This window comes from Paenirhizobium naphthalenivorans (assembly GCF_007992095.1).
Taxonomy (GTDB): Bacteria; Pseudomonadota; Alphaproteobacteria; order Rhizobiales; family Rhizobiaceae; genus Allorhizobium; species Allorhizobium naphthalenivorans.
In genome coordinates this window covers 46497-59613 of sequence record NZ_BJZP01000005.1, presented here as the reverse complement: position 1 = coordinate 59613, position 13117 = coordinate 46497, and the positions used below count along the sequence as shown (strand labels likewise).

The following is a 13117-nucleotide window of genomic DNA, read 5'->3' as shown; positions in this document are numbered from 1 at the left end:
TTTCAAGCCGTCATTGTGAAAGATCGCTACGCCGCATCGCAGGCGAAGATGTGTCCAAGGACATCGCGGCAATGACCCAGCCTGCCCTCAAGACACAGGGCGGAGGGAGCGAAGATACCGCCTACGCTTCGCTCAGAAGTGGACCGCGCGTGGGGCTTACGGCAACCATCGGCTCGTTTGCGAGGGGCCGGCAACCAGTCCTCCGGTCACCGGGCCCATCTGTCGATGGTGGGGTTATTTCCACTGCTGGCTGCGCCACTCCCAGGGGGTAACCTTGCCATCCTTGTCGCCATCCGCCGCCTCGAAGCGAGCCTTGGCATTGGCGATGAACTCGGCCTGGGACACGCTGCCGTTCTTATCTGTGTCCATCTCGGCGAAACGGGCCGCCTTTTCCTTTTCCCGCGCGGCCTGGCGGTCCTTGTTCCAGCCATTCTGCGGCCCCATACGGACCGTCATATATTCTTCCATGGTCAATTCGCCATTGTCATCAGCGTCCATGGCCGCGAAGACTTCCTCAGCGGCCGACGCCGCCTCTTCCGCGCTGACAACACCGTTTTCGTCGGCATCAATGATCGGGAAACGACCGCGCCCCGGCCCATTCATCATCATGCCGCCGCGGCCCCAGCCCATACCATTGCCATACTGCTGAGCTTCGACCACGCCGGCGAACAGGGCCGTCGTCAGAGTCAGGGAGAGCAGGATCTTCATTTTCGGTGTCATGAGCTTATTCCTCCAATTGCGTAGAGCTTTGAACAGAAACCGGTGGACCGCTGCGCGATCTCGCCCGACGGTTCGCACCTTAATCCATAATCGCATATGGAAATTGATATACATCAAGGAGAGGTAAACTACAGCGCACGGGCGGGAGACCCGGCCGGCATTTCGCCCGATCAAACGCAAAACACCTGCCATCCGAGGGACGGCAGGTGTTTTTGCGCTTCATATTCGGAAAAATTGCCGCCGCCGCTGCCCGCTGTTCGCGGGAACGGCGAGCGGAGGAACATCACATATTCGGATAGACCGGACCTTCGCCACCCTGCGGCGGCACCCAGTTGATGTTCTGGTTCGGATCCTTGATGTCGCAGGTCTTGCAGTGCACGCAGTTCTGCGCGTTGATCACGTAGACCTCCTCGCCATCCTTCTCCACCCACTCATAGACGCCAGCCGGGCAATAGCGGGTCGAGGGGCCGGCATAGACGCCGAGTTCCGACGACTTCTGCAAGGCCATATCCTTGACCTTCAGGTGGACCGGCTGGTCCTCCTCATGGTTGGTGTTCGACAGGAACACCGAAGACAGACGGTCGAAGGTCAGCACGCCATCCGGCTTCGGATAGGCGATCGGCTTGTGCTTGGCTGCCGGCTCGAGCGAGGCGGCATCGGTCTTGCCGTGCTTCAGCGTGCCGAAGAGGGAGAAACCGAACAGCTGGTTGGTCCACATATCGAGACCGCCCAGGCTGACGCCGAGCGCCGTGCCGAGCTTTGACCACAGCGGCTTGACGTTGCGCACCCGCTTGAGGTCCGTACCTATATCGGTTGCGCGCCATTCGTTCTCGATCGCGACCGGCTCGTCATTGGCGCGGCCGCTCGCGATGGCCTCGGCGATCTTGTCCGCCGCCAGCATGCCGGAGAGCACGGCGTTATGGCTGCCCTTGATGCGCGGCACATTGACGAAGCCGGCGGAACAGCCGATCAGCGCGCCGCCCGGGAACGAGAGCTTCGGCACCGACTGATAGCCGCCCTCGGTGATGGCACGGGCGCCGTAGGACAGGCGCTTGGCGCCCTCGAAGGTCGGGGCGATCGCCGGATGGGTCTTGAAGCGCTGGAACTCCTCGAAGGGGAAGAGATAGGGGTTCTTGTAGTTCAGGTGGACGACGAAGCCGACCGCCACGAGGTTGTCTTCCAGGTGATAGAGGAAGGAGCCGCCGCCGGTTTTCATATCGAGCGGCCAGCCGAAGGAGTGCTGCACCAGGCCTTGGCGATGGTGCTCCGGCTTGACCTGCCAGAGTTCCTTGAGGCCGATGCCGAACTTCTGCGGCTCACGATCCTTCTGGAGATCGAATTTGGCAATCAGCTGCTTGGCGAGCGAACCACGCACGCCCTCCCCGATCAGCACATATTTGCCGAGCAGTTCCATGCCGCGCGTGTAGTTCGGCCCCGGTTCGCCGTTCTTCTCGACGCCCATGTCGCCGGTCGCGACGCCGATCACCGCGCCCGCGTCATTGTAGAGCACTTCGGTAGCGGCAAAGCCCGGATAGATCTCGACGCCCAGCGCCTCGGCATGGGTGGCAAGCCAGCGACAGACGTTGCCGAGCGAGACGATGTAATTGCCGTGATTGCTCATCAGCGGCGGCATGAACATATTGGGCAGACGGATCGAGCCGGCCGGGCCGAGGAAGAGGAACTGGTCGTCCTTGACTTCGGTCTTGAACGGATGGTCGGCCTCGTCGCGCCAGCCCGGCAGCAGCTTGTCGATGCCGATCGGATCGACAACGGCGCCGGACAGGATATGCGCGCCGACTTCCGAACCCTTTTCCAGAACGACGACGGTCAGGTCCGGATTGACCTGCTTCAGGCGGATCGCCGCCGACAAACCGGCCGGGCCTGCGCCGACGATCACCACGTCGAATTCCATGCTCTCGCGTTCGGGCAGTTCGTGTTGTTCGCTCATCATCTCTCTCCGCTCGGACTATCCCAGACTTCGGCCTCTTCCTTGTCAAAACACAAGCGCCTTGTCGAGCCGCGATGCGACACGCAGTGGCTCGAAATTAAGGCCGGGTGACATTCCCGTTCAGAATATCTAACGTTTACGTTAACGTCAATTCAACAGCAAGACCCCGACCGGGTCTCTGCACGCATCGAGGATTGTCCCGAGCCGCGAGCCGGACTAAAGATCCACCCGGAAAAGGCGCGCCGATCTTGCGCATGGCGCACCGCAATCGGATCAAGGACGCGTATCGATGACGAGCGAATGGCGGCGCTTCACCGCGATGGAACTGGTGGAACAGCTTTCAGGTCTTCACGCCGAGCTTACCATCCTCGGCCCCGACGCTCTGGCGGGCCGCCATCCCGGCGAACACGCGGACAATCTCGCCTGTGGCGTCATGGCCCAACCCGGCTCGACCGAGGCTGCGGCCGCACTCATACGCTGGTGCAATGACAACGCCGTCGCGATCGTGCCCCAGGGTGGGCTGAGCGGCCTCGTCGGCGGCAACGTCAGCCACGCCGGCGAGGTCATCCTGTCGTCCGCGCGCCTCAACCGCATCCTCGCCATCCATCCGGAGGAGATGACGGTGGAGGTGGAAGCCGGTGTGCCGCTCGAAAGCCTGCAACAGGCCGCCGCCGCTCATGGGCTGACGACCGGCATCGATCTCGGATCACGCGGTACGGCAACCATCGGCGGCATGGTCTCGACCAATGCCGGCGGCATTCTAGCCTTCCGCAACGGCGTGATGCGCCATCAGGTGCTGGGGCTGGAGGCCGTGCTGCCCTCGGGCGACGTGCTTTCCGACATGACCCGCGTGGTGAAGGTTTCCGCCGGACCGGACCTGAAACATCTCTTCATCGGCGGCGAAGGCGCCTTCGGTTTTGTCACCCGAGTGGTGCTGAAGCTTGAGCCGCAGCGCCCGCACCGGGCCACCGCCTTGCTCGGCGTCACCGACGCCACCTCGGCGCTTGCCGTCATCCGACATTTTCGCACGCGCTCCGCTGTCACGCTGGAAGCCGCCGAAATGATGTGGCCGCGCTACATCCGCGACTGCGCGGCGCTCAAGGGCTTTGACCTCTCCTGGCTCGAAGACGACGCCGCGGCGCTTCTCATCGAGCTGTCGGCGGAAACCGTGGAGGCGGCGACGGCCGCGCTGGAGCACGGACTGGAGACGCTCTGGGAAGCGGTCGACCTCAAGGGCGGTCTGATCGCCCAGTCGCTCGACCAGGCGAAGAAATTCTGGGACATGCGCGAGGACTCCGGCTTCTACTATGCCGCAATCCCCAGCGCTCCCTCCTTCGACATTTCCGTGCCGCCGACCTATCTGGATGCCTATGTCGCCGGGCTCCATGCGCGGCTGCAGGCGATCGACCCGACCTATGACGCCTATGTCTACGGCCATGTCGCCGACGGCAACCTGCACCTCACGCTAATCAGGCCCGGCCCGCTGCCGCAAACCGAGCTTCTGGCCGTCGAGGACGCGGTCTACGCCGGCATACGTGACGCCGGTGGCAGCTTTTCCGCCGAACACGGCGTGGGCGTCGAAAAGCGCCACGGCTACGAGACGAATGTCTCGCCGGAGAAGCGGGCGCTGGCACACGTCATCAAACAGGCGGTGGACCCGAAGGGGGTGTTCAATCCGGGGAAAGTGCCGTTTTAAGTACCCAGGAATTGCGCAAAATCTGGCCATTGCGGCAATTGTAAAAGCTCTTATTCTGCAACCTCCCACAGATCGGCTGTCAGACCGGGTTAAGACCCGGCATAGCCACGCCATCAATCCGAATACTCAACGGAGCGCAGCAAATGGCATCAGGGCGAGCGAGCATCGTCATCATCGGCGCCGGCATTATGGGCGCCTCCCTCGCCTATCATCTGGCCAAACGCGATGTACGGGTTACGCTTGTCGACCGCGGAAAACCAGCCAGCGGGGTTACCCATCGGTCGTTCGCATGGATCAACGTATCCTACGGCCAGCCCAAGATTTATCTGGAATTGCGCAAGAGGGCCGTCGACGAATGGCGCAGGTTGGAGAGCGAACTTGGCGGACGCCTTCAGATCGACTGGTCGGGTGCTTTGACCTGGTACGCGGACCCGGACGAAACGGAGCGTTTTTTCCAAGAACGGGTCGCCATGGGCCATAATATGCGCCTTATTCGACGGGATCAGCTCGGCGTTATGGAACCATGCCTTAAAAACTTACCGGTTCATGCCGCGTTCGCGGCAAGTGAAGGCGCGGTAGATCCCGTCGCGGCAACCGAACTAATGGTGCGGGCAGCAAGGGAAGCGGGCGCGGATATTCGCCTCGAGACCGAAGTCCTTTCTCTGGCGACAAAAGGATCCGACATAGTCGGTATCGTGACGTCACAGGGCAGGATCGAGGCGGATACCGTCGTGCTGGCGGCAGGCGTCGCATCAAGAGAGCTATCCCAGCCACTCGGCTTGGACCTACCGTTGGAAGCGTCCCCCTCCATCTTGATGCGGTTTAGCACCCCCAAGCGCCTGATAAATAGAGTGATCGCCAACCAATACGTGGAATTGCGACCTCACTCGGATACGGTCATGCTGGGTGCAGAAAGCTACATCGACGACACCGAGGAGAACGGACCTCGGGCTGTGGCGGAACGGACAATGGGTGAAATCAGGACGCATCTCGTCGGAGGCGATAATGTTGAACTGATGGATGTGCAGGTAGGATTGCGGCCCTATCCAAAAGATCGCCTGCCGATCATCGGGCGGATTGGCGGTGTCAATGGCTTGTACCTTTCCGTCATGCACGCCGGCGTCATACTGGCCCCCCTGATGGGGCGACTTGCGTCTTCGGAAATAACGCAAGGCACGAATGATCCCCTGCTCGCACCGTATCGGTTGAACCGCTTCTAGCTCGACCAACGGCAAGGCACCGAAAGATACAAGCGACATTTCGGCTGGTCGCCGCCGCCACCGCGCCCCTTAGCAAAACAAATTGTCGGATTGCCCCATCACACAAGCCTGACCAAGCCTTTGATGCGGCTCTTTTTCCGATGCTTTCCCTTCCCAAAGCCGATGGCGGCTCTATAACCTTGCCCGACACCGCCTGCGGCGGACACAGGAACAGGGAAGGAATTCACATGGATCTTGGAATTTCGGGAAAGCGCGCGCTTGTGCTCGCCTCGTCGCGGGGCCTTGGCCTCGGCATCGCCAAGGCGCTGGCCGATGAGGGCGCGCATGTCCTCTTGTGCGGCCGAAGCGGCGACAAGCTGAAGGCCAATTGCGAGGCGATCAACGCGGCCGGTAAAGGCAAGGCCGATTATGTCGTGGCCGATCTGTCGGACGGCGATTTCGTCGACAAGATGCTCGCGGCCGTCCACCAGACGCTCGGCGGCATCGACATCCTGGTCAACAACACCGGCGGCCCGACGCCCGGCACGGCGGAGGAGATGACGGCGGAAAAGCTCTATAATTTCTTCCAGTCGATGGTGGTGCGGGTCATCACGCTCACCAATGCGCTCTTGCCGCTGATGCAGACGCAGGGTTTTGGCCGCATCCTGACCGTCGCCTCTTCCGGCGTGTTCGAGCCGATCCCCAATCTGGCGCTGTCCAACACGCTGCGCTCGGCCCTGGTCGGCTGGAACAAGACGCTTTCGACCGAAGTCGCCTCCTATGGCGTCACCGCCAATATGATCCTGCCGGGCCGCATCCATACCGACCGCATCGACGAACTCGATGCGGCCAACGCCAAGAAGGCGGGAAAGACGGTGGACGAGGTGCGCACCGCTTCGCTGAAATCGATTCCGGCCGGCAGGCTCGGCAAGGTCGAGGAATTCGCCGCCGCCGCCGCCTTCCTGTGCTCGGTGCCCGCCTCCTATGTCACAGGCACGATGATGCGCGTCGACGGCGGAGCGGCCCAATCGATCTGATAACCCATCCGTGGGCCAACGGTCCTTCAGAGAGAAACCCCCGCAACGCGCGATGCGTGCGGGGTTTTCATCATTTTGGCCCATATGCGACGGACACAGAATTTCGCCGGCGTTCGCGGACCGCGTGGCGGCGCCAGTCGCCGCATGTGGCTTCTCCCGCCACCTATAGACCGGCCAGGATCCCCGGCAGGTCGGCAATCAGCGCGTCACGGGTCTCGAAGCTGATCGGCTCCTTGTAGGGGCGATTCGCCACATGCAGCCGCGCGAAGACCACTTTGCGGCCTTGCCGCTCGGCCCAGCCCACGAACCAGCCGATCGGGCGGTTTCCGTCGCGCGCACCCTTCGCGTCACGCATCCAGCCGCTGCCCGTCTTGCCATGGATCACCCAGCCGTCAGCCGCCTCGAAGCGTGGCGTGATCGCCTGCGTCATCACCCTTGCATGATCTGGGATCGGCAGCTTGCCGTTCAGGAAACGGCGGAGGAAGTCCGCCTGCTCGTCCGGCGAAATCACCAGAGACGACATCAGCCAGGATTCGGTCAGCCCGTCGAGATCGCCAGGTCCGCCGGAGACGTCGCGGTTGCCGTAGTCGAAACGGCGCACGTAATCGTCGAAGCGCTTGGCGCCCAGCCGCCGGGTAATTTCCTGCGAGTACCAGACGATCGATTCCCGTTCCCAGCCGGTCGGATCAAAGGCCTTCTTCACCCGCGCAGGGCCGCCGAACTTCGCCTGGTAGTCCCAGCGCGGCGTCGTCTCGTCCTTCAGAACGCCCGCGTCATAACCCATCATGGCCAAAGGCAGCTTGAAGGTCGACATGGGATAGACGCGCCGGTCGCAGCTCCCTTGCCGATGGATCACCTCTCCGCTATCCGCGTCGAGAACGACCGTGCAGCGGATCGGATCGATGGCAAATGCCGGGTCCGCGGCACAAAATACGGCAAAAAGGCCGATAGCGGCGGCAAGAAAGCCGCGTCTCTCTATGATCATGGTATGGCTCCCTCGGTTTGGGCGTCCCTGTTGTAGGCGCGATTGCGAGTGAGCGACAAACGATGATAACTGGCGGGAGCCATAAATAGAACTAGGGCATATGATGGTCCGGCCATATCTTCCGCTGAACGCGCTGCGCGCCTTCGAGGCCGCCGCCCGTCATCTTTCCTTCACCCGGGCAGCGATCGAGCTGCGCGTCACCCAGGCGGCCGTCAGCCACCAGGTGAAGCTGCTCGAACAGCGGCTCGGCGTCACGCTCTTCCGCCGCCTGCCGCGCGGCCTGATGATCACCGAGGAGGGGCTGGCGCTGCTTCCGACGCTGAGGGAGAGTTTCGACCGCATGGCCGACATGCTGGAGCGCTTCGAGGGCGGGCACATGCGCGAGGTGCTGACGCTTGGCGCCGTCGGCACCTTTGCCGTCGGCTGGCTGCTCCCCCGTCTTGCCGACTTCCGCGCTCGCCACCCTTTCATCGACGTGCGCCTCTCCACGAACAACAACCGTGTCGACATCGCCGCCGAAGGCCTCGACTTCGCGATCCGCTTCGGCAATGGCGCCTGGCACGATACAGAGGCGGAAGCCCTGTTCGAGGCGCCGCTGTCGGCGCTCTGTGTGCCGGCCGTCGCCGCGCGGCTGAAGAACCCGGAGGATGTCGGACGCGCGACGCTCCTGCGCTCCTACCGCGCCGACGAATGGCCCGGCTGGTTCGAGGCGGCCAATGCCGTCCCCCCGCCAATCACCGGTCCCGTCTTCGACTCCTCCGTGCTGATGGTGGAGACGGCCCTGCAGGGTGCCGGCGTGGCGCTCGCGCCGCCGCTGATGTTCTCCCGCCACCTCGCCTCCGGCGCGCTCGAACAGCCCTTCCCCGTCTATGTGTCCAAGGGCAGCTACTGGCTGACCCGGTTGAAGTCCCGCGCGCCGACGCCGGCGATGAAGGTCTTTTCGGAATGGATGATCGAGATGGCGGAGGAGACGCGCTCGGTCGGCTAGGCCGCTTCCTCACTGGCCGCCACGCTGTCGTGCAAGCGCTCCGGAAGCCCCCGCAACGCGCTGCGTTTGCAGGGTTTTCGTCATTTTAGCCATCGCGCAACCGGCAGCGGATTTCGCTGGCGTCCGGCTCAGACTCGACTATAGTGGGTGCGACAAATTGTTCCATGGGAGGAGAGACTATTGGAGCACATTCGCCAGCTATTCACCGTCGTCGGGGCCTTGACGATTCTCGTCGGCATCGCCTGGGTCGCGCACGGCACCGGTGCCTTTCACCTGCCCGGCACGGACTTCATGCCGAACGAAAGCGTCTGGACGATCAACGGCATGCTCGTCGCCGTGTTCGGCCTGATCGTCTTCATCGGCGCGCGCTGGTTCCTGCGCCGGGAACACAAGACGGCAAACTGATCGCCTTGATCCGACAACGTGAAAAACGGCAGCGGCTGGGCCTGCAGTCCGGTCGACCGCCTTTTACAAGAATCCGAACAAACAGATCCACGGAAACGCAAGGCGCAACCGCTATAGCCTGTTCGACAGACCGAACAGGATTGAAGCGATGCCCGACCTGATCAACGCCAATGGCGATGGGGTCCCCAGGAATTCGAGCCGGATTCGCGCCGGCGCCGCTTCACGCAAATCGGCGCCGGCCGTTTGCGCCGCCACCGCCCGGTCGCAAACCGCCGCCCAGGCCCGAATCGTCGGCCAGTTGCTTGCCGACTTCGCCTCGCCCGCGGATATGGACGGCGAGACGCCGTCAGAGACGCTCGTTTTGCGCTATTACGGCGAAGTGTGAGATGTCGGTCCGTTGAGGTCTGGCCGAAACAGCGAGCCGCCCTATCTTCATCCGGACGGATCACGCGCGGGGGAACACATCATGGCGACAAGACGGATATTCACCATTCTCGGCGCGCTCGCACTGCTTGTCGGCCTTGTCTGGATCGGGCAGGGCAGCGGCTATTTCCCCTATCCCGCATCCAGCTTCATGATCGACCAGAGCCCGTGGATTGCCTATGGCGCAATGCTTGCGGTCGGTGGCCTCGTGCTGATCTGGATCGCGCGACGCACAGCGCGCTAAGACGACACACGTCCGATCGGGCCGCATGGCCCTTGCCTTCCCCGTCCCCTTCATGGCATTAGGCCCCCTCTCATTCCGGGGGCGCTCAGCGCGCCCTTTTTTCATCTTCGGGCACCGCCCGGTTCCAACAAACGACAAGACGACGAAGGAGCGCGGCAATGGCTGAGGCGCTGGGGCTTGATTTCGGCACGACAAACACGGTGATGGCGCTCGCCGACAACGATCGCGCCACCCATTCGGTCAGCTTCACCTCGCCGGCCGGCGTCAGCGACAGCATGCGCACGGCGCTTTCCTTCATGAAGGATCGCCAGCTCGGCGCCGGCGCGCTCAAGGTCGAGGCCGGACAGGCGGCGATCCGCGCCTTCATCGACAATCCCGGCGACTGCCGCTTTCTGCAATCGATCAAGACCTTCGCCGCCTCGCCGCTGTTCCAGGGAACGCTGGTGCATGCGCGGCGCTTCCAGTTCGAGGACCTGATGGAGGTCTTCCTCAAGCGTCTCGAAGCCTATGCCGGCGACGGCTGGCCCTCCGGCGCCAAACGGATCGTCACCGGCCGACCGGTGCATTTCGCCGGCGCCAGCCCTGATCCGGAACTCGCCATCACCCGTTACAACGCGGCGCTCACCCGCCTCGGCTTTCCCGAGATCCACTATGTCTACGAGCCGGTGGCGGCCGCCTTCTACTTCGCCCAGCACCTGACGCAGGACGCGACCATCCTCGTCGCCGACTTCGGCGGCGGCACGACCGACTACTCGCTGATCCGCTTCGAGACCCATGGCGGCAAGCTCTCCGCCGTGCCGGTCGGCCATTCCGGCGTCGGCATCGCCGGCGACCAGTTCGACGCCCGGATCATCGAGCATCTGGTGGCGCCGGAAATCGGCAAGGGCAGCCAGTTCAAGAGTTTCGACAAGGTGCTCGATGTGCCGAGCAATTACTACACCAGCTTCTCGCGCTGGAACCAGCTCTCGGTGTTCAAGACCTCGCGCGAATATGCCGACCTGAAATCGCTGGTGCGCCAGAGCCTTGAGCCGGACAAGCTGGAACTGTTCATCGATCTGGTCGAGCATGACGAGGGCTATCCGCTCTATCAGGCGGTTTCGGCCACCAAGATGGCACTGTCCTCGGCCGAGGAAGCCGAATTCCGCTTCTCGCCGCTTGGCAAGGCCGGAGAAAAGACCGTCAAGCGCAGCGAATTCGAAAGCTGGATCGCCGAGGATCTCGCCCGCATCGAGGGTGCGCTCGACGAGGTGCTGACCAACACCGGCACCGCCCCCGGCGCGATCGACAAGGTCTTCCTCACCGGCGGCACGTCCTTCGTTCCCGCCGTGCGCAAGATCTTCACCGACCGTTTCGACACCTCGCGCATCGAGACCGGCGGCGAACTCGTCTCGATCGCCCACGGCCTTGCCCTGATCGGCGAGCGCGACGACATCGAGCAATGGGTGGCCTGAGGAGCGGCCACGAACAGAGGTTCAGTCTCCCCCTTGTGGGGGAGATGGCCGGCAGGCCAGAGGGGTCTCTCCCGCCAAGGGAGGGGAGCCCACCGTAGACATAGTGAAAAATGTCCCGCTTGGTGATGGCGGCGGCTTTGCCCTCCCTCTTGTGGGGAGGGTGGCCGGGAGGGGTTTTCGCCTCGGCCTCGGCGGGCGCGGCTTTTATCTCCGCCGCCCCCCTCCCCACGAGGAGGAGAACTCCGCCCGTCCTTGCCATAGGCCTTTTGAAACTGCTTCAGCCCCGAGTCGGTGATGTTGTCGACCCGCTCGCCGGTGGCGGTGTAGCGGTAGAAGGCCACGGTCTGAGCCGCATTCGGAAGGAATAGATCTTTGTTTGGGATCGAGTCCGTGGCCGACCTTAGACCGAAGGATGCGCGCGAGGAAAGCGCGAAATCCCCAAGCGGGCTCAACCTTTCCGCCCCGCAGGAATCAGTTTCCTTTGCTCAAGCACTGCACTAGAACAGGCCGATGATCACCGCCCGCGACATGACGCCCGCCGAACTGGCTGCGCTTTTGCATTTTCACGCCGAAGCCGGCGTGGAATGGCTGGTGGAGGATGATCCGGTCAACCGGATCGCTGAATTTGCCGAGCAACGCGCGGCCCGCAATGTCCGGGCACCGGCTGCGGCCGCGCTCGCGGCATCGGAAGGCGCGCAGCCCTCGACCGCTCGTACGCGGCCGTCAGCCCCGCCGCCGCCGAAGACCGCCTCGCCTTCGGCGCTGCCGGCCATCCCGGACGAACACGCCATCACCGAGGCGCGCTTTGCCGCCGAGAGTGCCCGCTCGCTTTCAGAACTCGGCACCGCGGTGGCGGCATTCGCCGGATGCAACCTCAAGACCAGCGCCCGCTCGACGATCTTCGCAAGCGGTGAGCCGGCGAACCGCATCATGGTGATCGGGCCAATGCCGAGCGCTGATGACGACCGGGAGGGCGTGGCTTTCTCCGGACGCGCCGGCCTGCTGCTCGACCGTATGCTGGCCGCCATCGGCCTTGCCCGCGAGACCGTGCTGATCAGCACCGTGATCCCCTGGCGCCCGCCCGGCGACCGCGCGCCGTCGGTGCCGGAAGCGGCCATATGCCGGCCGTTCATCGAGCGGCAGATCGAGCTTGCCGAACCGAAGGCCGTGCTGTTGTTCGGCAATTTCACCGCCCGGTTCTTCTTCGGCGAAACCGGCACGATCCATGCGCTTCGCGGCGAATGGCGTGACATCGCCTGCGGCAATCATGCCGTCCCGGCGATCGCCACGCTGCACCCGCAGGAGCTTCTGACCGCGCCAGCCAGCAAGGCGCTCGCCTGGCGCGACCTCAAGGCCTTCGCCGACCGCCTCGCGGAAGGCTGAGCGCCTAAACTTTCGGCACTTGTGACACCAATATGCGGAACGCCATGCGCTTTTCACATGGCTGCGTCGCGTTCGCGCGCTTGCCTCATTTATGCTGCACTGCGATATATACTGTCACTCACGGGAGGAGTCGGAAGACAAGGATGACGGCCATGATCGTTCGCGCCCGCCCGCTGCACTGCAAGTTCGAGACCCTGCGCCTCGCCGCCGAGCCGCTGCGCAGTGGCCAGCCCTACCACCGCTTCGGCTCGGCCACCAACGAGCAATTGACCGCGCTTGGCCTTGGCCGCGCGACCATGATCGCCCGTCCTGTCGCCCTGTTCGCCGATTTCCGACAGGCGTGACCGCACCAGCGGGTGCGGCTGGGCATTTGTGCACCGCACTACACTCGATGAAACAAGCCCCACCACCCTTGCGAACCGCCCCTGGGCTTTCATGCAAGACATGCAAAGGAGAATGCCATGACCACGAAGTTCCATCCGCTCCGCAGCCTGAGAGCCGCCGTCAGCCAGATCGGCATGGCCATCGATGTGTCCGAGGCTTACAGCCAGGCGGCCGCCGGAAAGACCAGGCGCTCTTCGCGCCTCGAGAACGCCCTCGCCCTTCACATCCCGCTTTGAGCGCCGCCGCCGTATAGG

General features: G+C 63.5%; 14 protein-coding genes. 11 read left to right on the top strand and 3 right to left on the bottom strand.

Translation table 11 applies throughout. From position 1 onward, the window contains the following. Positions 1-234: 234 nt before the first annotated feature. Positions 235-720: an EF-hand domain-containing protein gene (locus RNA01_RS06780; protein ID WP_170253383.1), complete on the bottom strand. Its 486-nt coding sequence runs from the start codon at positions 718-720 to the stop codon at positions 235-237. A 283-nt stretch (positions 721-1003) separates the two neighbouring features. Further along, positions 1004-2668 carry an electron transfer flavoprotein-ubiquinone oxidoreductase gene (locus RNA01_RS06775; RefSeq protein ID WP_147179210.1) on the bottom strand — a complete coding sequence of 555 codons (1665 nt, stop codon included), beginning with the start codon at positions 2666-2668 and terminating at the stop codon, positions 1004-1006. A 289-nt stretch (positions 2669-2957) separates the two neighbouring features. On the opposite strand from RNA01_RS06775, the gene RNA01_RS06770 reads away from it, so the two are divergent. From RNA01_RS06770 to RNA01_RS06760, 3 genes are all read left to right on the top strand, one after another. After that, complete coding sequence (locus RNA01_RS06770) at positions 2958-4364, top strand: FAD-binding oxidoreductase (protein WP_147179209.1); 1407 nt, start codon at positions 2958-2960, stop codon at positions 4362-4364. Positions 4365-4507: 143 nt separating this feature from the next. Beyond that, on the top strand, positions 4508-5584 hold the full coding sequence (locus RNA01_RS06765) for an NAD(P)/FAD-dependent oxidoreductase (protein WP_147179208.1): 1077 nt from the start codon (positions 4508-4510) through the stop codon (positions 5582-5584). 227 nt (positions 5585-5811) lie between these two features. After that, a complete protein-coding gene (locus tag RNA01_RS06760) occupies positions 5812-6600 on the top strand; it encodes an SDR family oxidoreductase (RefSeq protein ID WP_147179207.1) in 789 nt (262 codons plus the stop codon). 163 nt (positions 6601-6763) lie between these two features. Here the strand turns inward: RNA01_RS06760 and blaOXA are convergent, their stop codons facing one another. Continuing rightward, a complete protein-coding gene (gene blaOXA, locus RNA01_RS06755; RefSeq protein ID WP_147179206.1) occupies positions 6764-7585 on the bottom strand; it encodes a class D beta-lactamase in 822 nt (273 codons plus the stop codon). Positions 7586-7688: 103 nt separating this feature from the next. Between blaOXA and RNA01_RS06750 the strand changes: the two genes are divergently transcribed. From RNA01_RS06750 to RNA01_RS23645, 8 genes are all read left to right on the top strand, one after another. Continuing rightward, positions 7689-8573 (top strand): LysR family transcriptional regulator, encoded by an 885-nt coding sequence (locus RNA01_RS06750; RefSeq protein ID WP_147179413.1) that lies wholly within the window; start codon positions 7689-7691, stop codon positions 8571-8573. Between the two features lie 180 nt (positions 8574-8753). Next, positions 8754-8978 carry a hypothetical protein gene (locus RNA01_RS06745; protein ID WP_147179205.1) on the top strand — a complete coding sequence of 75 codons (225 nt, stop codon included), beginning with the start codon at positions 8754-8756 and terminating at the stop codon, positions 8976-8978. 148 nt (positions 8979-9126) lie between these two features. Continuing rightward, on the top strand, positions 9127-9363 hold the full coding sequence (locus RNA01_RS06740) for a hypothetical protein (protein ID WP_147179204.1): 237 nt from the start codon (positions 9127-9129) through the stop codon (positions 9361-9363). Between the two features lie 81 nt (positions 9364-9444). Then, the gene (locus tag RNA01_RS06735) at positions 9445-9645 is read left to right on the top strand and encodes a hypothetical protein (protein WP_147179203.1); all 201 of its coding nucleotides are present in this window, start codon (positions 9445-9447) and stop codon (positions 9643-9645) included. Between the two features lie 158 nt (positions 9646-9803). Next, positions 9804-11096, top strand: a complete 1293-nt coding sequence (locus tag RNA01_RS06730; protein ID WP_147179202.1) for an Hsp70 family protein — start codon at positions 9804-9806, stop codon at positions 11094-11096. A 510-nt stretch (positions 11097-11606) separates the two neighbouring features. Further along, complete coding sequence (locus tag RNA01_RS06725; protein ID WP_147179201.1) at positions 11607-12479, top strand: uracil-DNA glycosylase; 873 nt, start codon at positions 11607-11609, stop codon at positions 12477-12479. A gap of 143 nt (positions 12480-12622) precedes the next feature. Beyond that, positions 12623-12823 (top strand): hypothetical protein, encoded by a 201-nt coding sequence (locus RNA01_RS06720; protein WP_371864054.1) that lies wholly within the window; start codon positions 12623-12625, stop codon positions 12821-12823. Between the two features lie 117 nt (positions 12824-12940). Further along, positions 12941-13099: a hypothetical protein gene (locus RNA01_RS23645; RefSeq protein ID WP_170253382.1), complete on the top strand. Its 159-nt coding sequence runs from the start codon at positions 12941-12943 to the stop codon at positions 13097-13099. The last annotated feature ends 18 nt before the right edge of the window (positions 13100-13117 follow it).

Bases quoted from the DNA above. Each gene is read 5' to 3' on its own strand.
- RNA01_RS06775 (WP_147179210.1), bottom strand. From the start codon at position 2,668: ATGAGCGAACAACACGAACTGCCCGAACGCGAGAGCATGGAATTCGAC.
- RNA01_RS06765 (WP_147179208.1), top strand. From the start codon at position 4,508: ATGGCATCAGGGCGAGCGAGCATCGTCATCATCGGCGCCGGCATTATG.
- RNA01_RS06770 (WP_147179209.1), top strand. From the start codon at position 2,958: ATGACGAGCGAATGGCGGCGCTTCACCGCGATGGAACTGGTGGAACAG.
- RNA01_RS23645 (WP_170253382.1), top strand. From the start codon at position 12,941: ATGACCACGAAGTTCCATCCGCTCCGCAGCCTGAGAGCCGCCGTCAGC.
- RNA01_RS06725 (WP_147179201.1), top strand. From the start codon at position 11,607: ATGATCACCGCCCGCGACATGACGCCCGCCGAACTGGCTGCGCTTTTG.
- RNA01_RS06730 (WP_147179202.1), top strand. From the start codon at position 9,804: ATGGCTGAGGCGCTGGGGCTTGATTTCGGCACGACAAACACGGTGATG.
- RNA01_RS06735 (WP_147179203.1), top strand. From the start codon at position 9,445: ATGGCGACAAGACGGATATTCACCATTCTCGGCGCGCTCGCACTGCTT.
- RNA01_RS06750 (WP_147179413.1), top strand. From the start codon at position 7,689: ATGGTCCGGCCATATCTTCCGCTGAACGCGCTGCGCGCCTTCGAGGCC.
- RNA01_RS06720 (WP_371864054.1), top strand. From the start codon at position 12,623: ATGACGGCCATGATCGTTCGCGCCCGCCCGCTGCACTGCAAGTTCGAG.
- RNA01_RS06780 (WP_170253383.1), bottom strand. From the start codon at position 720: ATGACACCGAAAATGAAGATCCTGCTCTCCCTGACTCTGACGACGGCC.
- blaOXA (WP_147179206.1), bottom strand. From the start codon at position 7,585: ATGATCATAGAGAGACGCGGCTTTCTTGCCGCCGCTATCGGCCTTTTT.
- RNA01_RS06760 (WP_147179207.1), top strand. From the start codon at position 5,812: ATGGATCTTGGAATTTCGGGAAAGCGCGCGCTTGTGCTCGCCTCGTCG.
- RNA01_RS06740 (WP_147179204.1), top strand. From the start codon at position 9,127: ATGCCCGACCTGATCAACGCCAATGGCGATGGGGTCCCCAGGAATTCG.